The organism is Streptomyces parvus (assembly GCF_032121415.1).
GTDB lineage: Bacteria > Actinomycetota > Actinomycetes > Streptomycetales > Streptomycetaceae > Streptomyces > Streptomyces globisporus_A.
Genome location: NZ_CP135079.1, coordinates 4,189,087 through 4,214,517 on the forward strand (window position 1 = coordinate 4,189,087; position 25,431 = coordinate 4,214,517).

Below are 25,431 nucleotides of genomic sequence, written 5' to 3' on the forward strand. Positions count from 1 at the left end.
GGGGTTCTCTCGGCTGCTTGAGATGCCGTTCGACCGCCGGACGAAAGCTCTGGCCACTGATTTCGGCCACGGCCGACAGGCCCGTCGCAACGCCCGAACCCACCGTGGCGGATCCGCGAAGCGGGGTCGCGCGGACGTCTCGGAGAGGGGGCGGACGGTCCCTAGCCGATCACGGTTCTTTCTGGCACAGTCTCCTGGCACGAGCAGAATCCGACTTATCCGCGGGCACCTCGCGCCGCATGTCGATGCAGGGAAACCGGCCACGATGGAAATCGTTCGGCCAGGTCGGGCGCGAGGTGAATGGGGCAGGGGGAGTACGACGTGACCGACGTGGCCAGGGAGAACGAGCGGCTTCGCCGCCTGTGGAAGGAATACGCGCCCCGCTACGACAACGACATGGTGCGCCTGGAACGCATGCTGCTCGACGACGGGCGGGCGTGGGCATGCGGCCAGGCCAAGGGGGACGTCCTCGAAGTCGCCATCGGCAGCGGCCGGAACATGGAGTTCTACCCGGACGGCATCGCGGTGACCGGCATCGATCTGAGTCCCGAGATGCTCGATCTGGCCCGGAGCCGGGCCAGTGAACTGGGTCGCGAGGTCACCCTCCAGGAGGCCGACGCCCACGCGATGCCCTTCGAGGACGACACGTTCGACACGGTCGTCTGCACCCTCGGGCTCTGCAGCGTGCCCGATCACCGGAAGGTGATCGACGAGATGTACCGGGTGCTGCGCCCCGGCGGGAGGCTGGTGCTGCTCGACCATGTCGGCAGCCACATCCGGCTGATCCGCTGGTGGCAGCGCGCCCTGGAGAAGGCCATGCTCCGCCAGTGCGGGGACCACCAGACCCGTCGGCCGTACCCGTTGGTCAAGGAGGCCGGATTCCTCGTCGAGCACCGGGACCGCCGCAAGCTGGGGTGCGTCGAGCGGGTCGCCGCGCGCAAACCCGTGGCGTAACGCCCGCGGCGCTGCCTCCCTGTGCCGGGCGGCACCCTTTCCCGCTTCCCCGCGGAATGCGGCATACCGCCGCGTCGTGCACCGGCAAGAAGATCGTTTCCGCGTTTCCATGGTTCCGCGTTCCCGCGATTCCGCTTTCCGTGCGCGGACCTCAAACCTACGCTCTAGCGAAGGATGACACGACATGACATCCGTGGCGGATACCTGGGGAATTCACGAGGCGCAGTTCTGGCTGCGCGGCCAGGCGCCGGAAGCCCCGGTGCGCTTCGATCCGCAGGCCGGACTCTGGTGCATCTTCGGCTATCGGGAGGTACAGCAGGTTTTCTCCGATCCTGCGACGTTCTCCTCGAACACCCAGCGCCTTGTGCCTCCGGAAATGCGGGAGGGCGCCGACCGGTTCAGTGAGGGCAACCTCATTCAGATGGACGCGATGGAGCACAAGAAGCTCCGTGGACTGATCAGCCACGCCTTCACTCCGAAGGTGGTGGCCGATATGGAACCACGCATCGCCGCCCTCACCCACGAACTGCTCGACGCCGTGGCCGACGGCGGCCGTATGGAATTGGTCAACGACCTGGCCTACCCGCTTCCCGTCATCGTCATCGCCGAGCTGCTCGGAGTGCCGGCCTCGGACCGGGACAAGTTCCGGGACTGGGGAACCGCGCTCATGGAGAGCACTCAGGAGTTCTCCTTCGTCGACCGGACCGAAGAGCAGAGCCGACGCCTTCAGGAGGCCATGCAGCAGGTCGGGAAACTCTCCGACTACCTGCGCGAACACGTTCTCGACCGCCGGAAGAACCCCCGCGACGACCTCATCACCAAGCTGGTTCAGGCCGAGGTGGACGGTGAACGCCTCACCGACAACGAGGTCGTCAACTTCTCCAACGTGCTGCTGATCGCCGGGCACATCACGACCACGATGCTGTTGGGCAACTCGATCCTGTGTCTGGACAGCCACCCGGAGTGGCTCGCCCGGGTGCGCGCGGACCGCGCGCTGGTGCCGGCCGCGATCGAGGAGTCGCTGCGGTACTACAGCCCCTTCGCGGGAACGGCGCGTGCCACGACCGTCGACGTGGAACTCGGCGGTGAGCGCATTCCCGCCGATTCCCTGGTGGTGACCTTCCTCGGCGTGGCGAACCGCGACCCGAAGGTGTTCACCGACCCCGACACCTTCGACCCGCTGCGCGACCCGAACCCCCACATGGCGTTCGGCCGGGGGGCGCACTTCTGCATCGGCGCGCCGCTCGCCCGCCTGGAGGGCAGGGTGGCGCTGAACATCCTGCTGGACCGCTTCCCGAACCTGCGCAGCGACCCGGACCGGCCGCCCCGGTTCCTGCCGAGCCTCAGCATGACCGGCCCCGAGGAACTGCCGCTGGTGTTCTGACGCCCAGGCGTTCGGTGCGGGCCCCGTCCCGCACCGAAGAGCGGGTGCCGGACCGCGTGCTATGTTCGGCCGATGTCCAGCCTTGACCTCATCACGGAACGCTCCGATCCCGCTGTGCAGCGCATCATCGATGTCACGAAGCACTCGCGGGCCGTCGTCAAGACGGTACTGATCGAGGACATCGAGCCACTGCTGCAGAGCATCCGGGCCGGAGTCGGGTTCATCGAGATCTACGGGCTCGACACCGTGACCCTGCCGGACGAACTGCTCGACCTGTGCGCCCGGCGCGACATCCCGGTCCGGCTGCTCGCCGCCCCCGTCGCCAACCAGGTCTTCAAGACGGAGAAGAAGCCGAAGGTCTTCGGCCTGGCCCGGGTCCCCAAGCCGACCCGCCTCGCGGACCTGTCCGCCACGACCGGTGACCTCATTCTCCTCGACGGCGTGAAGATCGTCGGCAATATCGGCGCCATCGTGCGCACCTCGTTCGCCCTCGGCGCCTCGGGCATCGTCCTCGTGGACAGCGATCTCGGAACCATCGCCGACCGACGGCTGATCAGGGCGAGCCGGGGCTATGTGTTCTCCCTTCCCATCGTCCTCGCGTCCCGGGACGAGGCGCTCAAGTACGTCCAGGACAACGGCGTGCGCCCGGTGGTCTTCGAAGCCGGCGGGGAGCTCACGGTCGGCGATCTGGACGGCATGGACGAGCGCCTCGTCCTGATGTTCGGCAGTGAGAGGACCGGCCCGTCGGGCGAGTTCGCGCACACGGCCGCCACGTCGGTCTCCATCCCGATGAACCCCGCGGCGGAGTCGCTCAACGTCTCGGTCTCGGCCGGGATCGCCCTGAACGCCCGCGCCCGCCGCAATCTCGGCCGGTAGCCCCGGTCGGCCGGATCACGGCCGTCGCGGTGCCCGTCTTCCGCCTGCCCCACCCCGAAATGGAGGTAGGGCCCCGATACCTCGGGCGGTGAGGTACGGGGGCCCTACGGATCGGGGGACGGCGGACCGGTCAGGTGCCCGCCGTCCCGGGCGGGGCGTTCAGGCGTGTCCGGGGTCAGACGCCCGCGACCGACTGGATCCAGGACCGGTACGCGGTGACGTTCGTGTACGCGGTCGTGGTCTGGCGGTCGCTGGTGGACGCGACGCCGACCTGGATGCCGTTCGCCGTCATCGGACCGCCGGAGTCGCCGCCGGCGGTGATGCCGTTGCCGCGGCGGGCGCAGATCGCCGAGCCGCCGTACGCGTCACCGCAGCCGCCGGTGACCGTCACGTTGGCGACCTTCAGGTAGCGCGACTGGCAGTTCGCCTCCGAGCCGCACTGCGAGGTCGCGCCCCAGCCCCAGACCTGGACGCTCTGCCCGACGCTCACCGAGCCCGGCGAGCCGAGGCGGGAATAGGTCGCCTGCACGGAACGGTCCAGCCGCACGAGCGCCAGGTCCGAGCTGTGGGTGTAGGTCTGGGCGCCGTTCGCGACGACACCGCCGCTGTGCTGGTCCAGGCTGCCGATGCGGAACGACAGGCCGCCGCCGGTGACGCAGTGCTTGGCGGTGAGGATCCAGGTCGGCGCGATGATCGTCGCCGAACAGGTCTCTCTGCCGTTCGAGAAGAGCCGGGCGGCCCAGGGGGCGTTCTGGGCGTAACCGCCGCCGATGATCTGGGTGGTGGGCGGCGGGGCGTCCTGGAGCGGCGGCGCGGGTGCGGCCGTCGCGGACGGTGCGAAGAGCGAGAGGACGCAGGCCGCTGCTGCGGCGACAGCGGGCATGAGCCGGGATATGCGCATGATGCCTCGTTTCGCGCGACACGCTGGGTAGGCGTGTCCGTGGGGGATGGTGGGCAACAGGGTGCCGGAGCGCGACCAGGGCGGGGTACTAACGTTTGGCCATAACGCGGCGTTATGGGGCGGGAGTTGGGGAACGCGGTCGCTGCTACGGGCGCCAGGCCCAGGGGGCTGCGTCCGGACCGAGGCCCACGACGACGGGCCGCCCGTCCGCCGCGCCGAGGTGGAGGGCGGCGCCGTCCAGGGCGACGGGGCCCCGGGACCGCACGGCGGCTCCCTCGGCGGTGCGCACCTGGATCCGCCCGTCCGCGGACCGGCCGAGCAGGACCGGGCCGGCCGCCGACGCGACGGCGGTCACCGGACCGTACCCCCCGAACCGCGGCGCGGGGGCGGCGCCGGCGCGTACGGCGACGAGCCGCTCGCGCGCGGCGGGCCGGTAGTACAGCTCCACGGACCCGTCGGGCGCGGGGAGCGCGCCGGGCGCGTGCGCGGGGACGGGGGAGCCGGTGAGCTGGGTCCGGGCGGTGACGTCGGTGTCCGGGGCGTCCTGGGTCCAGTGGTGCACGGCATGGTGCCCGGCCGCGTACACATGGACGCGCCCCGCCGTGTCCACGACCGTCGTCACCCCGTCCTGGATCTCGCCGCCGCCCATGTCCCGCCAGCCGCTCCAGCGTCCGGTGGCCGCGTCCCGCACCCGGGTGCTGAGACCCTTCTCCGCGTTGCGCACGAAGAGGTGGACGCGGCCGTCCGGGGCGGCGACGGCGGTCGGTGTTCCGACGCGGCGGCCGTGGTCGGGGCGCGCCGCGGGGTTGCCGAGGCCTCGCCAGGCGAGGAAGGGGCCGCCGGGGGAGCGCTGCTCCAGGAGCACGATCTCGCGCTCGTTGTCCGCGCCGTGCCCGCCGAGCGCCGCGAACCGCAGCCCGAACAGCAGCTGCCGCCCGTCCGCCGTCGCCGCGGCGCCCAGCACCGGGGCGAGCGGGCCGCCGCCGAGGTCGTCCGGCGCGTCCCAGACGCCGCTGCCGGGCGCGCTCTCGCGCCACCGGACGGCGCGCAGCCCGAGCACCCCGTAGGCGGTGAGCCGGCCGTCCGCTCCGGCGGCGACCTGGGCCCGGGGTCCCGGGTAGCGGTGGTGGGTGGAGCGCACCCAGCCCTTCCGGTTGGTGAGCGGCCGGTCGCCGCCGACGTTGTAGTCCCCGCAGCCGGAGGGGTTGCCGCACTCCCAGCCGGGAGCGCCGCCGTACGGGACGAGGTGGGCGGCCTTCCGCTCCAGCACGGCGGGCGGCAGGTTCTTGGGCCAGTGCCGGTTGTAGTAGCCCCGGAACGAGGCGACGACGAATCCGGGCACCGGCTCCCCGCGTCCCGTCGCCCGCGCCACCCAGCGGATCAGGGCGGCCCAGGCGAAGCACCCGGCCGCGGTGTGGTCGGCGTGGTCGGAGTACCCGCGCTGCTCGCTGTCCAGGCGGCGTTCGTACTCGCTGCTGAACTGGAGGTCCGGGTCCGGGTCGAGGGTGTGCACGACGGTCGGCCGGTACTGCTCCAGCAGCCCGGTGAGGACGTCGGTCAGCGACTCGTACGTATACGAGCCGGCCCGCTCCAGCGGGGAGTCGTCGGCGACGACGGTACGCAGCACGAGCCGGCGGTCCCGCCAGAGGCTGGGCAGCCCGGGGCGGCCCCGCCCGGTGTGCATCGCGGTGTTGAGGAAGACCAGCTCGACCCGGCGGACGCCGTCGGACAGGACGTTCACCTCGGCCCGGTGGCCGCCGTGCAGGGCCGCGACCGACTTCCGCCAGGGCGTGAACCGGTCGAGCCCGAGCAGCTCGGCGTACGCCTGGCGCAGGCCCTGGTGGCGGGAGGAGGAGTACGCGGCACGGTCGGGGGCCGGGCGGGGCGCGCCGGGGGTCTTGTTGACGCCGTCCGCCTCGCCCGCGGTGAGGTACACGCAGACCAGCGGGGTCCCGGCGTCCAGGGCCTCACGGGTGTCCGGGTTCATGAAGTACAGGTCGTCGTCCGGGTGGGCCAGCAGCTGCAGGACCAGGGCCCGCCGGGTGCTCGCTATGGCCAGACCGGGCGCCGGGTCCGCCTCCGGCCCGCGCCGCCGGGGAGCCGGCACGGCGCATCCGGCGGCGGCGGCGGTCGCGCCGGCCGCGAGGAGAAGGGTGCGCCGGGGCATCCGCATCCGGGCCAGGACAGACCGATCCACCACGCCGCGCACTCCGTCCGCTCCCGCTTCCCCCGCAGCGGGCGAACGGCCGCCCTGTCCTGCGTCACTCCTGGCTCTCCGCGCAGGTCGGCGGCGGTCGAGCCGCGCCTGCGGGGGTGTAGACGGACGGAGGGGCGGGCGGGTTGCCCGCTGCGGGTGTGGGGTTGCGCACCAGGAAGCCGTCGACGGCGTCGTCCCGCTGCTCGTCGGCATGGCGGGAGCTTCTCCTGCAGGCCCCCGCGGGGGTCCGCGATGGTTCCGGTGCCGCCGGATGCGCGCCCGCGTTTGAGTCCGCGCCCGCGCGGGGTAGGATTCCCGACTCGATTGGCCAGGGCCGCGCCCCGTATGGCACACTGACCAGGTTGCTCGGTTGAGTGTCAATGCTGCGCGCCTCCCGCCGGGAGGACCGGAAGCGAGTCCCACAGTACTCGTCGGCCCCGTGGGGCCGGACGTACGGGAATCTTCCGGGAAGCAACGCAGGGCGCCGACCAGGCACCCGGTGGGTGTTCCGCCCCCGGTTCCGCGGTCCTCGGGCCCGCACCCCCTTGGTTGGGATTTCCTTCGGGAGATTTTCGTAGAGGGGATGCGACACGCCCGACCGCGTGGGTCGGAGGAGGAGTCCAGAGAACCCCCGGGTTCCAGAGCGTTAAACAGAGAGACAGGACTACTAGTAGCCATGGCGGGACAGAAGATCCGCATCCGGCTCAAGGCCTACGACCACGAGGTCATCGACTCCTCGGCGAAGAAGATCGTCGAGACGGTGACCCGCACTGGTGCGTCGGTCGCGGGCCCGGTGCCGCTGCCCACTGAGAAGAACGTGTACTGCGTCATCAAGTCGCCGCACAAGTACAAGGACTCTCGCGAGCACTTCGAGATGCGCACCCACAAGCGCCTCATCGACATCCTCGACCCCACGCCGAAGACGGTTGACTCGCTGATGCGTCTCGACCTGCCGGCCGGCGTCGACATCGAGATCAAGCTCTGAGGGGACGGGCCGAGATGAGCAAGAACATCAAGGGCGTCCTGGGCGAGAAGCTCGGCATGACCCAGGTCTGGGACGAGAACAACCGGGTTGTCCCGGTGACCGTCGTCAAGGCCGGTCCGTGCGTCGTGACGCAGGTTCGCACCAACGACAGCGACGGCTACGAAGCGGTCCAGATCGCCTTCGGCGAGATCGACCCGCGCAAGGTGAACAAGCCCCTCAAGGGTCACTTCGCCAAGGCCGACGTCACCCCGCGCCGCCACCTGGTCGAGCTCCGCACCCCTGACGCCAGCGAGTACACGCTGGGCCAGGAGGTCACCGCCGCCGTGTTCGAGTCCGGCGTCAAGGTTGACGTCACGGGCAAGAGCAAGGGCAAGGGCTTCGCCGGTGTCATGAAGCGTCACAACTTCAAGGGCCTCGGCGCCGGGCACGGCACCCAGCGCAAGCACCGTTCCCCCGGTTCCATCGGTGGCTGCGCCACCCCTGGGCGTGTCTTCAAGGGCATGCGCATGGCGGGCCGCATGGGTAACGAGCGCGTCACCACCCAGAACCTGACCATCCACGCGGTTGACGCGGAGAAGGGTCTGCTCCTCATCAAGGGCGCGGTCCCCGGTCCGAACGGCGGCCTCGTCCTGGTCCGTACCGCGGCCAAGGGGGCTTGAGGTAATGAGCACCATTGACATCCTTTCGCCGGCAGGCGACAAGGCCGGTACCGTCGAGCTCCCCGCGGAGATCTTCGACGCGAAGACCAGCGTTCCGCTGATCCACCAGGTCGTTGTCGCTCAGCTGGCGGCTGCCCGTCAGGGCACGCACAAGACCAAGCGCCGCGGTGAAGTCCGCGGTGGTGGTAAGAAGCCTTACCGCCAGAAGGGCACCGGCCGCGCCCGTCAGGGTTCGACCCGCGCCCCGCAGTTCGCCGGTGGTGGCGTCGTCCACGGCCCGCAGCCGCGTGACTACTCGCAGCGGACCCCGAAGAAGATGAAGGCCGCCGCCCTGCGCGGTGCCCTCTCGGACCGGGCCCGTCACTCCCGTATCCACGTCGTCACCGGCGTGGTCGAGGGTGCCGCCTCCACGAAGGCCGCCAAGACGCTGCTCGGCAAGATCTCGGAGCGCCAGAACCTGCTCCTGGTCGTCGACCGCGCCGACGAGGCCGCGTGGCTGTCCGCGCGCAACCTGCCCCAGGTGCACATCCTGGAGCCGGGCCAGCTCAACACGTACGACGTGATCGTCTCTGACGACGTGGTCTTCACCCAGGCCGCTTTCGAGTCCTTCGTGTCTGGCCCCCAGACCGCTGAGACCGAAGGGAGCGACGCCTGATGAGCGAGGCGACCGTTACCAGCAAGACGTACTCGGACCCGCGTGACGTTCTCGTCAAGCCCGTGGTCTCCGAGAAGAGCTACGCGCTGCTCGACGAGAACAAGTACACGTTCATCGTCGCGCCCGGCTCCAACAAGACCCAGATCAAGCAGGCCGTCGAGGCGGTCTTCTCGGTCAAGGTCACCGGGGTCAACACGATCAACCGGCAGGGCAAGCGCAAGCGCACCCGCACCGGTTTCGGCAAGCGCGCCGACACGAAGCGCGCCATCGTGACCCTCGCCGAGGGCGACCGTATCGACATCTTCGGCGGCCCGACCTCTTAAGTGAGGTCGAGTCGTCCGGAATCGGACGAGGACTGAGAAATGGGTATCCGCAAGTACAAGCCGACGACCCCGGGCCGTCGTGGCTCCAGCGTCGCCGACTTTGTCGAGATCACGCGGTCCACGCCGGAGAAGTCGCTGGTCCGCCCCCTGCACAGCAAGGGCGGCCGTAACAACGCCGGTCGTGTGACCGTTCGCCACCAGGGTGGTGGCCACAAGCGCGCCTACCGCGTGATCGACTTCCGTCGTCACGACAAGGACGGCGTGCCGGCCAAGGTCGCGCACATCGAGTACGACCCGAACCGCACCGCGCGCATCGCGCTGCTGCACTACGCGGACGGCGAGAAGCGTTACATCGTCGCTCCCCGTGGCCTGTCGCAGGGTGACCGTGTCGAGAACGGTCCGACCGCCGACATCAAGCCCGGCAACAACCTGGCGCTGCGCAACATCCCGGTCGGTACGACCATCCACGCCATCGAGCTGCGGCCCGGCGGCGGCGCGAAGTTCGCCCGTTCCGCGGGTGCCTCCGTGCAGCTGCTGGCGAAGGAGGGCACCATGGCCCACCTTCGTATGCCGTCGGGTGAGATCCGCCTGGTCGACGCGCGCTGCCGCGCGACGATCGGTGAGGTCGGCAACGCCGAGCAGTCGAACATCAACTGGGGCAAGGCCGGCCGCATGCGCTGGAAGGGCGTCCGCCCGACCGTCCGCGGTGTCGCGATGAACCCGGTTGACCACCCGCACGGTGGTGGTGAAGGCAAGACCTCAGGTGGTCGTCACCCGGTCTCGCCGTGGGGTCAGAAGGAGGGTCGTACTCGTTCTCCCAAGAAGGCGAGCAACAAGTACATCGTCCGCCGCCGCAAGACGAACAAGAAGCGCTAGGAGCGGGTTTAGATGCCGCGCAGTCTCAAGAAGGGGCCCTTCGTCGACGGACACCTCATCAAGAAGGTGGACGTACAGAACGAGGCAGGCACCAAGAACGTCATCAAGACCTGGTCCCGTCGCTCGATGATCGTCCCGGCCATGCTGGGTCACACCATCGCGGTGCACAACGGCAAGATCCACGTCCCGGTGTTCGTCACCGAGTCGATGGTCGGCCACAAGCTCGGCGAGTTCTCGCCGACTCGCACCTTCCGCGGCCACGTCAAGGACGACCGGAAGTCGAAGCGCCGCTAAGCGCGGGGTGGAAACGACTATGACTTACACCGAAGGGACAACCATGGAAGCCAGGGCCCAGGCGCGGTACATCCGCGTCACGCCCATGAAGGCCCGCCGAGTGGTGGACCTCATCCGTGGCATGGATGCCACGGAGGCTCAGGCGGTCCTGCGTTTCGCCCCGCAGGCCGCGAGCGTGCCGGTTGGCAAGGTGCTGGACAGCGCCATCGCCAACGCTGCACACAACTACGACCACACCGACGCCTCTTCGCTGGTCATCAGCGAGGCGTACGTGGACGAGGGCCCGACCCTGAAGCGGTTCCGTCCGCGTGCTCAGGGCCGTGCCTACCGGATCCGTAAGCGGACCAGCCACATCACCGTGGTCGTCAGCAGCAAGGAAGGAACCCGGTAATGGGCCAGAAGGTAAACCCGCACGGGTTCCGGCTCGGCATCACCACGGACTTCAAGTCCCGCTGGTACGCCGACAAGCTGTACAAGGACTACGTCAAGGAAGACGTCGCCATTCGTCGCATGATGACGAAGGGCATGGAGCGGGCCGGCATCTCGAAGGTCGAGATCGAGCGCACCCGCGACCGCGTCCGCGTTGACATCCACACCGCCCGTCCGGGCATCGTCATCGGTCGCCGTGGCGCCGAGGCCGATCGCATCCGCGGCGAGCTGGAGAAGCTGACCGGCAAGCAGGTCCAGCTGAACATCCTCGAGGTCAAGAACCCCGAGGTGGACGCTCAGCTGGTGGCCCAGGCCGTCGCCGAGCAGCTCTCCTCCCGCGTCTCCTTCCGTCGGGCCATGCGCAAGAGCATGCAGTCCTCGATGAAGGCCGGCGCCAAGGGCATCAAGATCCAGTGCGGCGGTCGCCTCGGCGGCGCCGAGATGTCCCGCTCGGAGTTCTACCGCGAGGGCCGTGTGCCCCTGCACACGCTCCGTGCGAACGTCGACTACGGCTTCTTCGAGGCCAAGACGACCTTCGGCCGCATCGGCGTGAAGGTCTGGATCTACAAGGGCGACGTCAAGAACATCGCCGAGGTTCGCGCCGAGAACGCCGCGGCCCGCGCCGGTAACCGTCCGGCTCGTGGCGGCGCTGACCGCCCGGCCGGCCGCGGTGGCCGTGGTGGCGAGCGTGGCGGTCGCGGCCGTAAGCCGCAGCAGTCGCCGGCAGCCGAGGCCCCCAAGGCCGAGGCCGCCGCTGCTCCGGCTGCTGAGAGCACCGGAACGGAGGCCTGACCGAAATGCTGATCCCCCGTAGGGTCAAGCACCGCAAGCAGCACCACCCGAAGCGCAGCGGTATGTCCAAGGGTGGCACGCAGGTTGCGTTCGGCGAGTACGGCATCCAGGCGCTGACCCCGGCGTACGTGACGAACCGTCAGATCGAGTCCGCTCGTATCGCGATGACCCGTCACATCAAGCGTGGCGGCAAGGTCTGGATCAACATCTACCCGGACCGTCCCCTGACGAAGAAGCCTGCCGAGACCCGCATGGGTTCCGGTAAGGGTTCTCCCGAGTGGTGGATCGCGAACGTCAAGCCCGGTCGGGTGATGTTCGAGCTGTCCTACCCGAACGAGAAGATTGCTCGTGAGGCGCTCACCCGCGCTGCTCACAAGCTTCCGATGAAGTGCCGGATCGTTCGGCGCGAGGCAGGTGAGTCGTGATGTCGGCCGGTACCAAGGCGTCCGAGCTGCGCGAGCTGGGCGACGAGGAGCTCCTCAACAAGCTCCGCGAAGCCAAGGAAGAGCTGTTCAACCTCCGCTTCCAGGCGGCGACGGGCCAGCTCGAGAACCACGGCCGGCTCAAGTCCGTCCGTAAGGACATCGCCCGGATCTACACCCTGATGCGTGAGCGCGAGCTGGGCATCGAGACGGTGGAGAGCGCCTGATGAGCGAGAAGACTGTGACTGAGACGAACACCGACCGCGGTTTCCGCAAGACCCGTGAGGGTCTGGTCGTCAGCGACAAGATGGACAAGACCGTCGTCGTCGCTGTCGAGGACCGCGTCAAGCACGCGCTGTACGGCAAGGTCATCCGCCGTACGAACAAGCTCAAGGCCCACGACGAGCAGAACTCCGCCGGCGTCGGCGACCGCGTCCTCATCATGGAGACGCGTCCGCTGTCCGCCTCGAAGCGCTGGCGCATCGTCGAGATCCTCGAGAAGGCCAAGTAATTCCTGAGGGGTTTCCCTCAGGTCAGTTCCGCCAGGCTCGGTGAGGGAGCCGCGTAAGTCGCTTACGTGGCTCCCCGCCGGGAACCGGCAGACGATCAGGAGATAGACGTGATCCAGCAGGAGTCGCGACTGCGCGTCGCCGACAACACGGGTGCGAAGGAAATTCTCACCATTCGTGTTCTCGGTGGCTCGGGTCGCCGCTACGCGGGTATCGGTGACGTCATCGTCGCCACCGTCAAGGACGCGATCCCCGGTGGCAACGTGAAGAAGGGTGACGTCGTCAAGGCCGTCATCGTTCGCACCGTCAAGGAGCGTCGTCGTCAGGATGGCTCGTACATCCGCTTCGACGAGAACGCCGCCGTCATTCTGAAGAACGACGGCGACCCCCGCGGCACCCGCATCTTCGGCCCCGTGGGCCGGGAGCTGCGCGAGAAGAAGTTCATGAAGATCATCTCGCTCGCGCCGGAGGTGCTGTAAGCATGAAGATCAAGAAGGGCGACCTGGTCCAGGTCATCACCGGTAAGGACAAGGGCAAGCAGGGCAAGGTCATCGTGGCCTACCCCGCTCAGGACCGCGTCCTCGTCGAGGGTGTCAACCGGGTCAAGAAGCACACCAAGGCCGGTCAGACGGCTCGCGGTTCGCAGACGGGTGGCATTGTGACCACCGAGGCTCCGATCCACGTCAGCAACGTACAGCTGGTCGTGGAGAAGGACGGCAACAAGGTTGTCACCCGCGTCGGCTACCGCTTTGACGACGAGGGCAACAAGATCCGCGTTGCCAAGCGGACCGGTGAGGACATCTGATGACTGCCACCACTGCGCCGCGTCTCAAGACGCGCTACCGCGAGGAAATCGCCGGCAAGCTGCGTGAGGAGTTCTCGTACGAGAACGTCATGCAGGTTCCCGGTCTGGTCAAGATCGTGGTCAACATGGGTGTGGGCGACGCCGCCCGCGACTCCAAGCTGATCGACGGGGCCGTTCGCGACCTCACCACGATCACCGGCCAGAAGCCGGCCGTCACGAAGGCCCGCAAGTCCATCGCGCAGTTCAAGCTGCGCGAGGGCCAGCCGATCGGCTGCCACGTCACCCTCCGTGGTGACCGGATGTGGGAGTTCCTGGACCGTACGCTGTCGCTCGCGCTTCCGCGTATCCGTGACTTCCGTGGCCTGTCGCCGAAGCAGTTCGACGGCCGTGGCAACTACACCTTCGGTCTCACGGAGCAGGTCATGTTCCACGAGATCGACCAGGACAAGATCGACCGGGTCCGGGGCATGGACATCACCGTGGTCACCACGGCGACCAACGACGACGAGGGTCGTGCCCTCCTTCGTCACCTCGGCTTCCCGTTCAAGGAGAACTGACCGTGGCGAAGAAGGCTCTGATCGCTAAGGCCGCCCGTAAGCCGAAGTTCGGCGTCCGCGGGTACACCCGCTGCCAGCGCTGCGGCCGGCCCCACTCCGTCTACCGCAAGTTCGGCCTGTGCCGCGTGTGCCTTCGTGAGATGGCTCACCGTGGCGAGCTGCCGGGCGTGACCAAGAGCTCCTGGTAACTCTCCTTCGCCCCCTGGGCGTTGGAAGTTCCCGGAGACTCTCGGTAAGCATCTGGTCGGCAGGAGCCCCACCTTTCATGCCGTAGGCTTGAAGGGTTGGGCGCCTGCCGCCCAAGACCGACTTACTACGCCGTAGGTCCCCGCACCGCACCCGTCCCGCCAGTGAGTGGGGAGAGGGATGGCGCATACAGGAAACCCCGGCGAGAGAGGCCGAAGGCCAATTCATGACCATGACTGATCCCATCGCAGACATGCTCACGCGTCTGCGTAACGCGAACTCGGCGTACCACGACTCCGTCGTGATGCCGCACAGCAAGATCAAGTCGCACATCGCGGAGATCCTCCAGCAGGAGGGCTTCATCACCGGCTGGAAGGTCGAGGACGCCGAGGTCGGCAAGAACCTCGTCCTGGAGCTGAAGTTCGGCCCGAACCGCGAGCGTTCGATCGCCGGCATCAAGCGCATCTCGAAGCCGGGTCTGCGTGTTTACGCAAAGTCCACCAACCTGCCGAAGGTCCTCGGTGGCCTGGGCGTGGCGATCATCTCCACGTCCCACGGTCTCCTGACCGGCCAGCAGGCAGGCAAGAAGGGCGTAGGTGGGGAAGTCCTCGCCTACGTCTGGTAGTCGGGAAAGGAAGGAAAGCTCATGTCGCGAATCGGCAAGCTCCCCATCCAGGTTCCCGCCGGTGTGGACGTCACCATCGATGGCCGTACGGTCGCGGTGAAGGGCCCCAAGGGCTCCCTCACGCACACCGTCGCCGCGCCGATCGAGGTCTCCAAGGGTGAGGACGGCGTTCTGAACGTCACCCGCCCGAACGACGAGCGTCAGAACAAGGCCCTCCACGGCCTGTCCCGCACGCTGGTGGCGAACATGATCACCGGCGTGACCGCGGGTTACTCCAAGGCGCTCGAGATCAGCGGTGTCGGTTACCGCGTCCAGGCGAAGGGCTCCAACCTGGAGTTCGCCCTGGGCTACAGCCACCCGATCCTCATCGAGGCACCGGAAGGCATCACCTTCAAGGTCGAGTCGCCCACGAAGCTCAGCGTCGAGGGCATCGACAAGCAGAAGGTCGGCGAAGTGGCCGCCAACATCCGCAAGCTGCGGAAGCCCGACCCGTACAAGGCCAAGGGCGTCAAGTACGCGGGCGAGGTCATCCGCCGCAAGGTCGGAAAGGCTGGTAAGTAGCCATGGCATACGGTGTGAAGATCGCCAAGGGCGACGCGTACAAGCGCGCTGCTCGCAAGCGGCGCCACATCCGCGTCCGCAAGCACCTGTCGGGTTCCGCGGAGCGGCCCCGTCTGGTAGTGACGCGTTCCAACCGCCACATCGTGGCCCAGGTCATCGACGACATCGCGGGCCACACGCTCGCGTCGGCGTCGACCCTGGACACCTCGATCCGTGGTGGCGAGGGCGACAAGAGCGCCCAGGCCAAGCAGGTCGGCGCCCTGGTCGCCGAGCGTGCCAAGGCTGCAGGCGTCGAGGCCGTCGTGTTTGACCGCGGTGGTAACCAGTACGCCGGGCGGATTGCCGCTCTGGCTGACGCCGCCCGTGAAGCCGGGCTGAAGTTCTAAGCCCCGGTTCCTACGCACAGCGGACGTAACAGAGAGAGGTAATTCCCATGGCTGGACCCCAGCGCCGCGGCAGCGGTGCCGGTGGCGGCGAGCGGCGGGACCGGAAGGGCCGTGACGGTGGCGCCAGCGCCGCCGAGAAGACCGCGTACGTCGAGCGCGTCGTCGCGATCAACCGCGTCGCCAAGGTTGTGAAGGGTGGTCGTCGCTTCAGCTTTACCGCGCTGGTCGTGGTGGGCGACGGTGACGGCACGGTCGGTGTCGGATACGGCAAGGCCAAGGAAGTTCCCGCGGCCATCGCCAAGGGTGTCGAAGAGGCCAAGAAGAACTTCTTCAAGGTCCCCCGCATCCAGGGCACCATCCCTCACCCGATCACGGGCGAGAAGGCAGCGGGCGTCGTCCTGCTCAAGCCGGCTTCCCCCGGTACCGGTGTTATCGCCGGTGGCCCGGTGCGTGCCGTGCTCGAGTGCGCCGGCGTTCACGACATCCTGTCGAAGTCGCTTGGCTCGTCCAACGCGATCAACATTGTGCACGCGACCGTGGAGGCCCTGAAGGGCCTGCAGCGTCCCGAGGAGATCGCGGCCCGCCGCGGTCTGCCCCTCGAGGACGTCGCCCCCGCGGCTCTGCTTCGTGCGCGTGCGGGAGCGGGTGCGTAATGGCTCGCCTCAAGATCACGCAGACGAAGTCGTACATCGGCAGCAAGCAGAACCACCGCGACACCCTGCGTTCGCTCGGGCTCAAGCGTCTGAACGACTCGGTTGTCAAGGAGGACCGCCCCGAGTTCCGCGGAATGGTGCAGACCGTCCGCCACCTCGTGACGGTTGAGGAGGTTGACTGACATGGCGGAGAACAGCCCGCTGAAGGCCCACAACCTCCGGCCTGCCCCGGGCGCCAAGACCGCCAAGACCCGTGTGGGTCGTGGTGAGGCGTCCAAGGGTAAGACCGCAGGCCGTGGTACCAAGGGTACGAAGGCCCGTTACCAGGTTCCGGAGCGCTTCGAGGGTGGCCAGATGCCCCTCCACATGCGTCTCCCGAAGCTCAAGGGCTTCAAGAACCCGTTCCGCACGGAGTACCAGGTCGTGAACCTGGACAAGCTCGCGACGCTCTACCCCGAGGGTGGAGAGGTCACGGTGGCCGACCTGGTCGCCAAGGGTGCCGTGCGCAACAACCACCTCGTCAAGGTCCTCGGACAGGGCGAGATCTCCGTGGCGCTGCAGGTTTCGGTTGACGCCGTCTCCGGCTCCGCCAAGGAGAAGATCACCGCCGCCGGCGGTACGGTCACCGAGCTCGTCTGAGCCGCGGGACAGAACTGAGCCCGGCCGGCTGCCTCCTCGGAGGTGGCCGGCCGGGCTTTTTTCGTGCCCGGAACCGTTTCGGTACGGTATACGGGAACCGTAAAGGCTCGGGAAAGGTTGAACGGGTGTCCACCGCACCGGCGGTGGTGGAGCGGAGGGGCGTTCACGTCCCAAATGGTGTGGCTTGGCCGGTCTTTCGCGGCGCGGGCCGGGGAGACGGGCCGCGCACCGGTGTGCGGTGCGTGTTTCCTGCTCAGTCCCGGGCCGGGTAGGGTAGCGCCGTTAATCTTTTGTGGCCTCCTTACGATGTAGGGCTGCCTTGTATCCGATCCCATCCAGTCCCATCCAGACCCGTCGCCTCTGACGCATAGCGCGGGGGTCGCAGGAGGCACCGTGTTCACCGCGTTCGCCCGAGCGTTCAAGACGCCCGACCTGCGCAAGAAGCTGCTCTTCACGCTCGGCATCATCGTGATCTACCGGCTCGGGGCGCACATCCCGGCCCCCGGCGTCGACTACACGAAGGTGCAGCAGTGCATCGACCAGGCCGACTCGGGTGGTCTCCTCGGTCTGATGCAGATGTTCAGCGGTGGCGCCCTGCTGCAGATCACCATCTTCGCGCTCGGCATCATGCCGTACATCACGGCCAGCATCATTCTGCAGCTGCTGACCGTCGTGATCCCGCGCCTGGAAGCCCTGAAGAAGGAGGGGCAGTCCGGCACGGCGAAGATCACGCAGTACACGCGTTATCTGACGGTCGCGCTGGCCGTCCTCCAGGGCACCGGCCTCGTCGCCACCGCCCGTAGCGGCGCGCTCTTCCAGAACTGCACCGTGGGCGACCAGATCGTCGCGGACAAGTCGGTCTTCACGACGGTCATCATGGTCATCACGATGACCGCCGGTACGGCCGCCGTCATGTGGCTCGGTGAGCTGATCACCGACCGCGGCATCGGCAACGGGATGTCGATCCTCATGTTCATCTCGATCGCCGCCACGTTCCCCGGCGCCCTGTGGGCCATCAAGGAGAGCGGCAAGCTGGCCGAGGGCTGGATCGAGTTCGGCACCGTCATCCTCATCGGCTTCGTGATGGTCGGCCTCGTCGTCTTCGTCGAGCAGGCCCAGCGCCGCATCCCGGTGCAGTACGCGAAGCGCATGATCGGACGGCGTTCCTACGGCGGTACGTCCACGTACATCCCGCTGAAGGTGAACCAGGCCGGTGTGATTCCCGTCATCTTCGCGTCGTCGCTGCTCTACATTCCGGCCTTGATCGTCCAGTTCTCCAACTCCAAGGCGGGCTGGGCGACCTGGATCACGGACAACTTCGTGGAGCAGAACGAGCCGTACTACATGGTGGCGTACTTCCTGCTGATCGTCTTCTTCGCGTTCTTCTACGTGGCCATCTCGTTCAACCCCGACGAGGTCGCCGACAACATGAAGAAGTATGGTGGCTTCATCCCGGGTATCCGCGCAGGTCGTCCGACCGCCGAATACCTGAGCTACGTGCTCAACAGGATCACTTGGCCAGGCTCGCTGTACCTGGCCCTGATCGCTCTTGTGCCAACGATGGCGTTGGCGGGCTTCGGCGGTGCGAACGCGAACTTCCCGTTCGGCGGGACGAGCATCCTCATCATCGTGGGTGTGGGTCTGGAAACCGTGAAGCAGATCGAGAGTCAGCTCCAGCAGCGCAATTACGAAGGGTTCCTCCGCTGATGCGCATCGTCCTCGTCGGGCCTCCGGGTGCCGGCAAGGGAACGCAGGCTGCGTACCTTGCCCACAACCTCTCGATTCCGCACATCGCCACGGGCGACCTCTTCCGCGCCAACATCAGTCAGGGGACCGACCTCGGCAAGCAGGCCCGCGCCTACATGGAAGCAGGGCAGCTGGTGCCGGACGAGGTCACCATCGGGATGGCCAAGGACCGCATGTCCCAGCCGGACGCCGTGAACGGCTTCCTGCTGGACGGCTTCCCGCGGAACGTGGGCCAGGCCGAAGCCCTTGACGTGATGCTCAAGGACGAGGGCGTGAAGCTCGACGCGGTCCTCGACCTGGAGGTCCCCGAGGACGAGGTCGTGAAGCGGATCGCGGGCCGCCGTGTCTGCCGCAAGGACAGTGCGCACGTCTTCCACCTGACGTACAACCCGCCGAAGACCGAGGGCGTCTGCGACGTCTGCGGGGGCGAGCTGTACCAGCGGGACGACGACACCGAGGAGACGGTCCGCACCCGGCTGGAGGTCTACCACACGCAGACCGAGCCGATCATCGACTACTACCGGGCCCAGGGCCTCGTGGTGACCATCTCCGCGCTCGGCAAGGTCGCGGACGTGACCGCCCGCGCCATGGACGCGCTGAAGCCCTCCGACGAGCGCTGAGCGTCACCCCGTACCACCCGCTGTGCAAGCCGGCCGCGGCGCCTCTGGGCGCCGCGGCCGACTGCTTGCCCCCGTATCGTTGAACACGCCGAGCCGTACCCGTCACCGTCGATGCAGAGAGGCGCCGAGCAATGGTGCAGATCAAGACCCCCGAGCAGATCGCGAAGATGCGCGAGGCGGGCCTGGTGGTCGCTGCCATTCACGCCGCCACCCGTGAGGCGGCCGTCCCCGGGGCCACCACGCACGACCTGGACCAGGTCGCCCGCAAGGTGATCGCCGACCACGGCGCGAAGTCGAACTTCCTCGGGTACGGCGGGTTCCCCGCGACCATCTGCACCTCGGTCAACGAGGTCGTCGTCCACGGCATCCCGGACGAGAAGACGGTCCTGAAGGACGGCGACATCATCTCGATCGACGCCGGCGCGATCGTGGACGGCTGGCACGGTGACGCGGCGTACACCGCCTTCGTGGGAACCGGTCACGCTCCGGAGCTGGTCGAGCTTTCCCGGGTGACCGAGGAGTCGATGTGGGCCGGGATCGCCGCGATGAAGGTGAACAACCGGCTCGTCGACATCTCCCGGGCCATCGAGACCTACATCCGCCGCCAGCCCCGCCCGGCGACGGGGAAGTACGGGATCATCGAGGACTTCGGCGGCCACGGCATCGGCACCGAGATGCACATGGACCCCCATCTGCTGAACTACGTCTCCCGCAAGCGCGGCAAGGGCATCAAGCTGGTCCCCGGCGTCTGCCTGGCGATCGAGCCCATGGTCTCGCTGGGCACGGCGCGGACGGAGACCCTCGCCGACGACTGGACGGTCATCACGACGGACGGCACCTGGTCCTCGCACTGGGAGCACTCCATCGCGCTGACCGAGCAGGGCCCGCTGGTCCTGACCGCCCCGGACTGCGGCAGGGCGAAGCTCGCGCAGTACGGCATCGAGGCCGCTCCCGACCCGCTCGGGTGATGCGATTCCTCCGGGAGGTCTAAGGATCACCCCGGCTGGGCAAACTTGACGGATTCGTCTTTTGGGGTCCGCTGACGTAGACTGACTCGTCGGCTCTGGTGCATCCGTGTGTCCACATGCAATCGCATGGCGAACACGGGATGGCGGGAGCCGATCAAGGTAGCCGATTCGAAAGGCGAAGCGTGGCCAAGAAGCAAGGTGCCATCGAGATTGAGGGCACCGTGATCGAGTCCCTCCCGAACGCAATGTTCAAGGTGGAGCTCCAGAACGGTCACAAGGTCCTGGCGCACATCAGCGGCAAGATGCGGATGCACTACATCCGTATCCTCCCCGATGACCGGGTTGTGGTGGAGCTCTCTCCGTACGACCTGACGCGTGGCCGGATCGTCTACCGCTACAAGTAGATCTTGCCCGCACCCCGTTTCGGCGGGTGATGGCACTGACCCGGAGAACCTGACATCCCATGAAGGTCAAGCCGAGCGTCAAGAAGATCTGCGACAAGTGCAAGGTGATCCGCCGTCACGGTCGGGTCATGGTCATCTGCGACAACCTGCGCCACAAGCAGCGCCAGGGCTGACGCACGACCGCCTGCATCTCGCAGTTCTTCGCGCGACGCACGTAATACGTACATACGCAGTACCCGTCCAAGCCACGGCTGACGACACCTCCGGCGGGGGCCGGGGACCCGGACGTACCACTGCTCCTCGTGAGCGGTCGGCGGTCGGGAGTGGAACTGCGGAAGACCCCCGATCTAACAACTGGAGCCATTGAATGGCACGCGTTTCAGGTGTTGACATCCCGCGCGAAAAGCGCGTGGAGGTTGCCCTCACCTACGTCTTCGGTATCGGGCGCACCCGGTCCAAGGAGATCCTCGCCGCGACCGGCGTGAACCCGAACACCCGCGTTCGCGACCTGGCCGAGGAAGACCTCGTCAAGATCCGCGAGCACGTGGACGCCAACCTCCGCACCGAGGGTGACCTCCGCCGCGAGGTCCAGGCGAACATCCGCCGCAAGGTCGAGATCGGCTGCTACCAGGGCATCCGCCACCGTCGTGGCCTGCCCGTCCACGGTCAGCGCACCAGCACGAACGCGCGTACCCGCAAGGGCCCGCGTCGCGCCATCGCCGGTAAGAAGAAGCCGGGCAAGAAGTAGTCCTCAGCGGACGCACTGCGGACCTCCGGTATCCCCGGAACCCGCAGCAACCAGCGGTCTTCGCTGTAGGACCGATCACCTCCCCTCTCCATCTGGAGTCAAGACATGCCCCCCAAGGGTCGTCAGGGCGCAGCCAAGAAGGTGCGTCGCAAGGAAAAGAAGAACGTCGCTCACGGCCACGCGCACATCAAGAGCACGTTCAACAACACCATCGTCTCGATCACGGACCCTTCGGGCAACGTGATCTCCTGGGCCTCCGCCGGCCACGTCGGCTTCAAGGGCTCGCGCAAGTCCACCCCCTTCGCCGCGCAGATGGCCGCCGAGTCGGCCGCCCGCCGCGCGCAGGAGCACGGCATGCGCAAGGTCGACGTCTTCGTCAAGGGTCCCGGCTCCGGCCGTGAGACCGCGATCCGCTCGCTCCAGGCCACCGGCCTGGAGGTCGGTTCGATCCAGGACGTCACCCCGACGCCGCACAACGGCTGCCGTCCGCCGAAGCGTCGTCGCGTCTGACCCGCTACGGCCGGTGACGGCCGTGCGTCAGTAGCGCCGGGTCCGGGCGGTACGCCTCTTACGGGGCGTACCGCCCGTACCCTTGTTACATCTGTCGGGCATCAAATAGTGGGTGCCCACGACCGAAGGACCACCGCATGCTTATCGCTCAGCGTCCGTCGCTGACCGAAGAGGTCGTCGACGAGTTCCGCTCCAGGTTCGTGATCGAGCCGCTGGAGCCGGGCTTCGGTTACACCCTCGGCAACTCCCTCCGCCGCACGCTCCTCTCCTCGATCCCCGGTGCCGCTGTCACCAGCATCCGGATCGACGGTGTCCTGCACGAGTTCACCACCGTGCCGGGCGTCAAGGAGGACGTCACCGACCTCATCCTCAACATCAAGCAGCTGGTCGTCTCCTCGGAGCACGACGAGCCGGTCGTGATGTACCTGCGCAAGCAGGGCCCGGGTCTGGTCACCGCCGCCGACATCGCGCCCCCGGCCGGTGTCGAGGTGCACAACCCCGACCTCGTTCTCGCCACGCTCAACGGCAAGGGCAAGCTGGAGATGGAGCTGACCGTCGAGCGCGGTCGCGGCTACGTCTCCGCCGTCCAGAACAAGCAGGTCGGCCAGGAGATCGGCCGTATCCCGGTCGACTCCATCTACTCGCCGGTGCTCAAGGTCACGTACAAGGTCGAGGCGACCCGTGTCGAGCAGCGCACCGACTTCGACAAGCTGATCGTCGACGTCGAGACCAAGCAGGCCATGCGTCCCCGTGACGCCATGGCGTCGGCCGGCAAGACCCTGGTCGAGCTGTTCGGTCTGGCGCGCGAGCTCAACATCGACGCCGAGGGCATCGACATGGGCCCGTCCCCGACGGACGCCGCTCTCGCCGCCGATCTGGCTCTGCCGATCGAGGAGCTGGAGCTCACGGTCCGTTCGTACAACTGCCTCAAGCGCGAGGGCATCCACTCCGTGGGTGAGCTCGTGGCCCGTTCCGAGGCGGACCTGCTCGACATCCGCAACTTCGGTGCGAAGTCGATCGACGAGGTCAAGGCGAAGCTGGCCGGTATGGGCCTCGCGCTGAAGGACTCGCCTCCCGGCTTCGACCCGACCGCCGCCGCCGACGCCTTCGGCGCCGACGACGACGCGGACGCCGGTTTCGTGGAGACCGAGCAGTACTGATCACCCCGGCGGGGGCGCCCGGTGTTCTGGGCGCCCGTGCCGGGCTGAGGCTCTGTCCTCGATCGCCGGACGGGCTTGATTTCGGCTGATGTCCGGCGAACGTCGGGCGGGCTGATTCTGGCTCGCGCCGAAGACTTCCGTGAGGCGACCGCCTCGCGGGAACTGACACCGGTACCTGATACGGCCGGTGCAGCACACAAGGAGAATCACCATGCCGCGTCCCGCCAAGGGTGCCCGTCTGGGCGGCAGCGCCGCGCACGAGCGTCTGCTCCTCGCCAACCTGGCGAAGTCGCTGTTCGAGCACGGCCGCATCACGACGACCGAGGCCAAGGCCCGCCGCCTGCGCCCCGTCGCCGAGCGCCTCGTCACCAAGGCGAAGAAGGGCGACATCCACAACCGTCGCCTGGTGCTCCAGACGATCACGGACAAGAGCGTCGTCCACACGCTCTTCACCGAGATCGCTCCCCGGTACGAGAACCGCCCCGGTGGTTACACCCGTATCACCAAGATCGGCAACCGTCGCGGCGACAACGCCCCGATGGCGGTCATCGAGCTGGTCGAGGCGCTGACCGTGGCCCAGCAGGCCACCGGTGAGGCCGAGGCCGCCACGAAGCGTGCGGTCAAGGAAGACGCCCTCAAGAAGGACGAGGCCCCCGCGGCCGAGTCCGTCGAGGACGCCAAGCCGGCCGACGACGCGGAGTCCAAGGACGCCTGAGCGTTCTGGCGACCACGGGACGGGCCCGCATCACCCTTCGGGGCGGTGCGGGCCCGTTTCGCTGACCAGGGTGTGGAGAGGGAGACGCGGTGAGTGACGAGGCCGAGCCCGGTTTCGTACGGGTACGACTGGACCTGTCCTATGACGGCAGGGACTTCTCCGGCTGGGCGAAGCAGACCAGCCGGCGCACGGTGCAGGGCGAGATCGAGGACGCGCTGCGGACCGTGACCCGCTCGGCGGTGACGTACGACCTGACGGTGGCGGGCCGCACGGACGCCGGGGTGCACGCGCGCGGCCAGGTGGCCCATGTGGACCTGCCGGAGGCGGTCTGGGCGGAGCACGAGGAGAAGCTGCTGAGGCGGCTGGCGGGCCGGCTGCCGCTGGACGTACGGATCTGGCGCGCGGCCCCTGCCCCGGCAGGGTTCAACGCCCGCTTCTCCGCGCTGTGGCGGCGGTACGCCTACCGCGTCGGCGACCGGCCCGGCGGGGTCGATCCGCTGACGCGCGGTCATGTGCTGTGGCACGACCGGCCGTTGGACGTGGACGCGATGAACGAGGCGGCCACGCTGATGGTGGGGGAGCACGACTTCGCCGCGTACTGCAAGAAGCGCGAGGGTGCGACGACCATCCGTACGCTCCAGAAGCTGAGTTGGCTACGGGATCCGGAGTCCGGGGTCCTCACCGCGACCGTGCAGGCGGACGCGTTCTGCCACAACATGGTGCGGGCGCTGATCGGGGCGGCGCTGTTCGTCGGCGACGGGCGGCGGCCCGCCTCCTGGCCCGCCGAGGTGCTGGCCGCGAAGGTGCGCGACCCCGGGGTGCACGTGGTGCGCCCGCACGGGCTGACGCTGGAGGAAGTGGCCTACCCGGCGGACGACTTGCTGGCGGCGCGGGCCGAAGAGGCCCGGAACGTACGGACGTTGCCGGGGGCGGGCTGCTGTTGATCCCGGATCCCCGGGCGTCCGTTCGGGGGAGCGGCCGGTTTCGGGTCAGCCGTTGGGGGCGGCGGCGGCCTGCGAGGCCTGGATCTGGCCTCGGCGGTGGATCTGACGGAAGGTGAAGTTCGTCAGGTCCTTGTTGACCGCGTAGACGTTCTCGTCGGCGGTGGTGACCCGCCTGCCGTCAAGGAAGCCGCCGATGGTGAAGTAGGCGTAGCGGCCGTAGGAGTTGGAGGTGCGCAGGCAGACCGTGCCGCCCCGGCAGAAGGTGTTGACGCCTCCGCCGCTGAGCGAGGCGAGACCGCCCGACGCCTGGTCCACGGCCTTCTTCGCGCGGGCCTCCGTGTCGAAGACGGCGACGCCGACCGTGACGGCCACCCCGTCCTTGCGGTAGGTGGCCCGGATGAGCTGCTTGCAGCCGTTGTTCGTGAGGACGGAGCCGAGGGCGCCCTGCGTGCCCGTCGCGCACTTCGCGGAGCTGCTCGTCGCGCCCTTGAGGTGGACGCGGTCGCCCATGGTGAGCCTCTTGCCGGGGAAGAACCCCTCGACGGTGACCGGGGCCTTGTCCTTGTCGGCGCTGGATATGTAGTCCTTGGGGTCCGGCGGGGGCGGCGGTGCGACCGAGGAGAAGGAGGGCGCGGGCGCGGAGGTGTCCTCGGGGAGGTCGGCGGGGGCGGGGAGCCGGCCGGCGTTCTTGTCGCCCTTGCCGGCGTTGCCGCCGTTCGATGTGACCACGGCGGTGGTCACGATCGCGCCGACCGCGACGGTGGCCAGCGCCCCGCCGCCGATCATCAGCAGCCTCTTGCGGCGGGCCCGCGCGGCGGACTGATCCGCCAGCGCCGCCCAGTCCGGTGTCCCGTCACCCCCGGGCCCCCAGGAGGCCCCCCCTTGCCCAAAGCTCATGCGCGCAGTTTAGGGGGTGAGGTAAACCGGTTGGGCCAGGAGTTCGCGGAC

37 protein-coding genes are annotated in these 25,431 nt (G+C 68.1%); 34 read left to right on the forward strand and 3 right to left on the reverse strand.

Annotated features, from left to right (window positions below; translation table 11 throughout):
• The first annotated feature begins 321 nt into the window (after positions 1-321).
• The 3 genes from RNL97_RS19995 to nshR all read left to right on the forward strand — a co-directional run bounded on the left by RNL97_RS19995 (position 322) and on the right by nshR (position 3,214).
• Entirely contained in the window at positions 322-954 is a 633-nt protein-coding gene (locus tag RNL97_RS19995; RefSeq protein ID WP_030578065.1) for a class I SAM-dependent methyltransferase, read from the forward strand.
• A gap of 184 nt (positions 955-1,138) precedes the next feature.
• Positions 1,139-2,338, forward strand: coding sequence for a cytochrome P450 (locus RNL97_RS20000; protein WP_030578062.1), 1,200 nt, complete (start codon positions 1,139-1,141; stop codon positions 2,336-2,338).
• A 72-nt stretch (positions 2,339-2,410) separates the two neighbouring features.
• On the forward strand, positions 2,411-3,214 hold the full coding sequence (gene nshR, locus RNL97_RS20005; protein WP_313751009.1) for an NshR/TsnR family 23S rRNA methyltransferase: 804 nt from the start codon (positions 2,411-2,413) through the stop codon (positions 3,212-3,214).
• A gap of 175 nt (positions 3,215-3,389) precedes the next feature.
• On the opposite strand, the gene RNL97_RS20010 is transcribed toward nshR, so the two are convergent.
• Both RNL97_RS20010 and RNL97_RS20015 read right to left on the reverse strand, forming a co-directional pair.
• Positions 3,390-4,115, reverse strand: coding sequence for a S1 family peptidase (locus tag RNL97_RS20010; protein ID WP_030578055.1), 726 nt, complete (start codon positions 4,113-4,115; stop codon positions 3,390-3,392).
• A 145-nt stretch (positions 4,116-4,260) separates the two neighbouring features.
• On the reverse strand, positions 4,261-6,282 hold the full coding sequence (locus RNL97_RS20015) for a PIG-L family deacetylase (RefSeq protein WP_313751650.1): 2,022 nt from the start codon (positions 6,280-6,282) through the stop codon (positions 4,261-4,263).
• A gap of 706 nt (positions 6,283-6,988) precedes the next feature.
• On the opposite strand from RNL97_RS20015, the gene rpsJ reads away from it, so the two are divergent.
• The 31 genes from rpsJ to truA all read left to right on the forward strand — a co-directional run bounded on the left by rpsJ (position 6,989) and on the right by truA (position 24,483).
• Positions 6,989-7,297, forward strand: a complete 309-nt coding sequence (gene rpsJ, locus RNL97_RS20020) for a 30S ribosomal protein S10 (protein WP_003948644.1) — start codon at positions 6,989-6,991, stop codon at positions 7,295-7,297.
• 14 nt (positions 7,298-7,311) lie between these two features.
• Positions 7,312-7,956 (forward strand): 50S ribosomal protein L3, encoded by a 645-nt coding sequence (gene rplC / locus RNL97_RS20025; protein ID WP_006126884.1) that lies wholly within the window; start codon positions 7,312-7,314, stop codon positions 7,954-7,956.
• Between the two features lie 4 nt (positions 7,957-7,960).
• Positions 7,961-8,611 carry a 50S ribosomal protein L4 gene (rplD, locus tag RNL97_RS20030; protein WP_030578049.1) on the forward strand — a complete coding sequence of 217 codons (651 nt, stop codon included), beginning with the start codon at positions 7,961-7,963 and terminating at the stop codon, positions 8,609-8,611.
• A complete protein-coding gene (rplW, locus tag RNL97_RS20035; RefSeq protein WP_003966958.1) occupies positions 8,611-8,934 on the forward strand; it encodes a 50S ribosomal protein L23 in 324 nt (107 codons plus the stop codon). The genes rplD and rplW overlap by 1 nt, the downstream gene beginning before the upstream one ends.
• 39 nt (positions 8,935-8,973) lie before the next feature.
• Positions 8,974-9,810 carry a 50S ribosomal protein L2 gene (gene rplB, locus RNL97_RS20040; protein ID WP_003966957.1) on the forward strand — a complete coding sequence of 279 codons (837 nt, stop codon included), beginning with the start codon at positions 8,974-8,976 and terminating at the stop codon, positions 9,808-9,810.
• Between the two features lie 12 nt (positions 9,811-9,822).
• The gene (rpsS, locus tag RNL97_RS20045) at positions 9,823-10,104 is read left to right on the forward strand and encodes a 30S ribosomal protein S19 (protein WP_003966956.1); all 282 of its coding nucleotides are present in this window, start codon (positions 9,823-9,825) and stop codon (positions 10,102-10,104) included.
• A gap of 43 nt (positions 10,105-10,147) precedes the next feature.
• Positions 10,148-10,495 (forward strand): 50S ribosomal protein L22, encoded by a 348-nt coding sequence (gene rplV / locus RNL97_RS20050; RefSeq protein WP_004571827.1) that lies wholly within the window; start codon positions 10,148-10,150, stop codon positions 10,493-10,495.
• Positions 10,495-11,325, forward strand: a complete 831-nt coding sequence (gene rpsC / locus RNL97_RS20055; protein WP_030578038.1) for a 30S ribosomal protein S3 — start codon at positions 10,495-10,497, stop codon at positions 11,323-11,325. The genes rplV and rpsC overlap by 1 nt, the downstream gene beginning before the upstream one ends.
• Positions 11,326-11,330: 5 nt before the next feature.
• Positions 11,331-11,750, forward strand: coding sequence for a 50S ribosomal protein L16 (gene rplP, locus RNL97_RS20060; protein ID WP_003966953.1), 420 nt, complete (start codon positions 11,331-11,333; stop codon positions 11,748-11,750).
• Complete coding sequence (rpmC, locus tag RNL97_RS20065; protein ID WP_003966952.1) at positions 11,750-11,974, forward strand: 50S ribosomal protein L29; 225 nt, start codon at positions 11,750-11,752, stop codon at positions 11,972-11,974. The genes rplP and rpmC overlap by 1 nt, the downstream gene beginning before the upstream one ends.
• Positions 11,974-12,258 carry a 30S ribosomal protein S17 gene (rpsQ, locus tag RNL97_RS20070; RefSeq protein ID WP_003966951.1) on the forward strand — a complete coding sequence of 95 codons (285 nt, stop codon included), beginning with the start codon at positions 11,974-11,976 and terminating at the stop codon, positions 12,256-12,258. The genes rpmC and rpsQ overlap by 1 nt, the downstream gene beginning before the upstream one ends.
• A 108-nt stretch (positions 12,259-12,366) precedes the next feature.
• On the forward strand, positions 12,367-12,735 hold the full coding sequence (gene rplN, locus RNL97_RS20075) for a 50S ribosomal protein L14 (RefSeq protein WP_003966950.1): 369 nt from the start codon (positions 12,367-12,369) through the stop codon (positions 12,733-12,735).
• A gap of 2 nt (positions 12,736-12,737) precedes the next feature.
• A complete protein-coding gene (gene rplX / locus RNL97_RS20080) occupies positions 12,738-13,061 on the forward strand; it encodes a 50S ribosomal protein L24 (protein ID WP_003966949.1) in 324 nt (107 codons plus the stop codon).
• Entirely contained in the window at positions 13,061-13,618 is a 558-nt protein-coding gene (gene rplE / locus RNL97_RS20085) for a 50S ribosomal protein L5 (RefSeq protein WP_006126888.1), read from the forward strand. The genes rplX and rplE overlap by 1 nt, the downstream gene beginning before the upstream one ends.
• A 2-nt stretch (positions 13,619-13,620) precedes the next feature.
• Positions 13,621-13,806 (forward strand): type Z 30S ribosomal protein S14, encoded by a 186-nt coding sequence (locus RNL97_RS20090; RefSeq protein WP_003948630.1) that lies wholly within the window; start codon positions 13,621-13,623, stop codon positions 13,804-13,806.
• A 224-nt stretch (positions 13,807-14,030) separates the two neighbouring features.
• Positions 14,031-14,429 (forward strand): 30S ribosomal protein S8, encoded by a 399-nt coding sequence (gene rpsH / locus RNL97_RS20095; RefSeq protein ID WP_003966947.1) that lies wholly within the window; start codon positions 14,031-14,033, stop codon positions 14,427-14,429.
• 21 nt (positions 14,430-14,450) lie between these two features.
• Complete coding sequence (gene rplF / locus RNL97_RS20100; RefSeq protein ID WP_003966946.1) at positions 14,451-14,990, forward strand: 50S ribosomal protein L6; 540 nt, start codon at positions 14,451-14,453, stop codon at positions 14,988-14,990.
• 2 nt (positions 14,991-14,992) lie between these two features.
• Complete coding sequence (gene rplR / locus RNL97_RS20105) at positions 14,993-15,376, forward strand: 50S ribosomal protein L18 (RefSeq protein WP_030578036.1); 384 nt, start codon at positions 14,993-14,995, stop codon at positions 15,374-15,376.
• A gap of 47 nt (positions 15,377-15,423) precedes the next feature.
• Entirely contained in the window at positions 15,424-16,029 is a 606-nt protein-coding gene (gene rpsE, locus RNL97_RS20110) for a 30S ribosomal protein S5 (protein WP_010058791.1), read from the forward strand.
• Positions 16,029-16,211, forward strand: coding sequence for a 50S ribosomal protein L30 (gene rpmD, locus RNL97_RS20115; protein ID WP_006126892.1), 183 nt, complete (start codon positions 16,029-16,031; stop codon positions 16,209-16,211). Before rpsE ends, rpmD begins: the two co-directional genes overlap by 1 nt.
• A gap of 1 nt (position 16,212) precedes the next feature.
• A complete protein-coding gene (gene rplO / locus RNL97_RS20120) occupies positions 16,213-16,668 on the forward strand; it encodes a 50S ribosomal protein L15 (protein WP_003966942.1) in 456 nt (151 codons plus the stop codon).
• A 393-nt stretch (positions 16,669-17,061) separates the two neighbouring features.
• Positions 17,062-18,375 (forward strand): preprotein translocase subunit SecY, encoded by a 1,314-nt coding sequence (secY, locus tag RNL97_RS20125; protein WP_030578033.1) that lies wholly within the window; start codon positions 17,062-17,064, stop codon positions 18,373-18,375.
• The gene (locus tag RNL97_RS20130) at positions 18,375-19,034 is read left to right on the forward strand and encodes an adenylate kinase (RefSeq protein ID WP_313751011.1); all 660 of its coding nucleotides are present in this window, start codon (positions 18,375-18,377) and stop codon (positions 19,032-19,034) included. Before secY ends, RNL97_RS20130 begins: the two co-directional genes overlap by 1 nt.
• Positions 19,035-19,165: 131 nt before the next feature.
• Entirely contained in the window at positions 19,166-20,002 is an 837-nt protein-coding gene (map, locus tag RNL97_RS20135) for a type I methionyl aminopeptidase (RefSeq protein WP_030578029.1), read from the forward strand.
• 182 nt (positions 20,003-20,184) lie between these two features.
• Positions 20,185-20,406 (forward strand): translation initiation factor IF-1, encoded by a 222-nt coding sequence (infA, locus tag RNL97_RS20140; RefSeq protein WP_003956442.1) that lies wholly within the window; start codon positions 20,185-20,187, stop codon positions 20,404-20,406.
• A gap of 59 nt (positions 20,407-20,465) precedes the next feature.
• Positions 20,466-20,579 (forward strand): 50S ribosomal protein L36, encoded by a 114-nt coding sequence (rpmJ, locus tag RNL97_RS20145; protein WP_003956441.1) that lies wholly within the window; start codon positions 20,466-20,468, stop codon positions 20,577-20,579.
• A gap of 194 nt (positions 20,580-20,773) precedes the next feature.
• Positions 20,774-21,154 (forward strand): 30S ribosomal protein S13, encoded by a 381-nt coding sequence (rpsM, locus tag RNL97_RS20150; RefSeq protein WP_006126897.1) that lies wholly within the window; start codon positions 20,774-20,776, stop codon positions 21,152-21,154.
• 105 nt (positions 21,155-21,259) lie between these two features.
• Complete coding sequence (rpsK, locus tag RNL97_RS20155) at positions 21,260-21,664, forward strand: 30S ribosomal protein S11 (RefSeq protein ID WP_003956432.1); 405 nt, start codon at positions 21,260-21,262, stop codon at positions 21,662-21,664.
• A 137-nt stretch (positions 21,665-21,801) separates the two neighbouring features.
• Positions 21,802-22,824, forward strand: a complete 1,023-nt coding sequence (locus tag RNL97_RS20160; RefSeq protein ID WP_003966937.1) for a DNA-directed RNA polymerase subunit alpha — start codon at positions 21,802-21,804, stop codon at positions 22,822-22,824.
• A 211-nt stretch (positions 22,825-23,035) separates the two neighbouring features.
• Positions 23,036-23,539, forward strand: a complete 504-nt coding sequence (rplQ, locus tag RNL97_RS20165; RefSeq protein ID WP_030578028.1) for a 50S ribosomal protein L17 — start codon at positions 23,036-23,038, stop codon at positions 23,537-23,539.
• Between the two features lie 89 nt (positions 23,540-23,628).
• Positions 23,629-24,483, forward strand: coding sequence for a tRNA pseudouridine(38-40) synthase TruA (gene truA, locus RNL97_RS20170; protein WP_313751012.1), 855 nt, complete (start codon positions 23,629-23,631; stop codon positions 24,481-24,483).
• 45 nt (positions 24,484-24,528) lie between these two features.
• On the opposite strand, the gene RNL97_RS20175 is transcribed toward truA, so the two are convergent.
• The gene (locus RNL97_RS20175; RefSeq protein ID WP_030578020.1) at positions 24,529-25,380 is read right to left on the reverse strand and encodes a hypothetical protein; all 852 of its coding nucleotides are present in this window, start codon (positions 25,378-25,380) and stop codon (positions 24,529-24,531) included.
• Between the last annotated feature and the right edge of the window lie 51 nt (positions 25,381-25,431).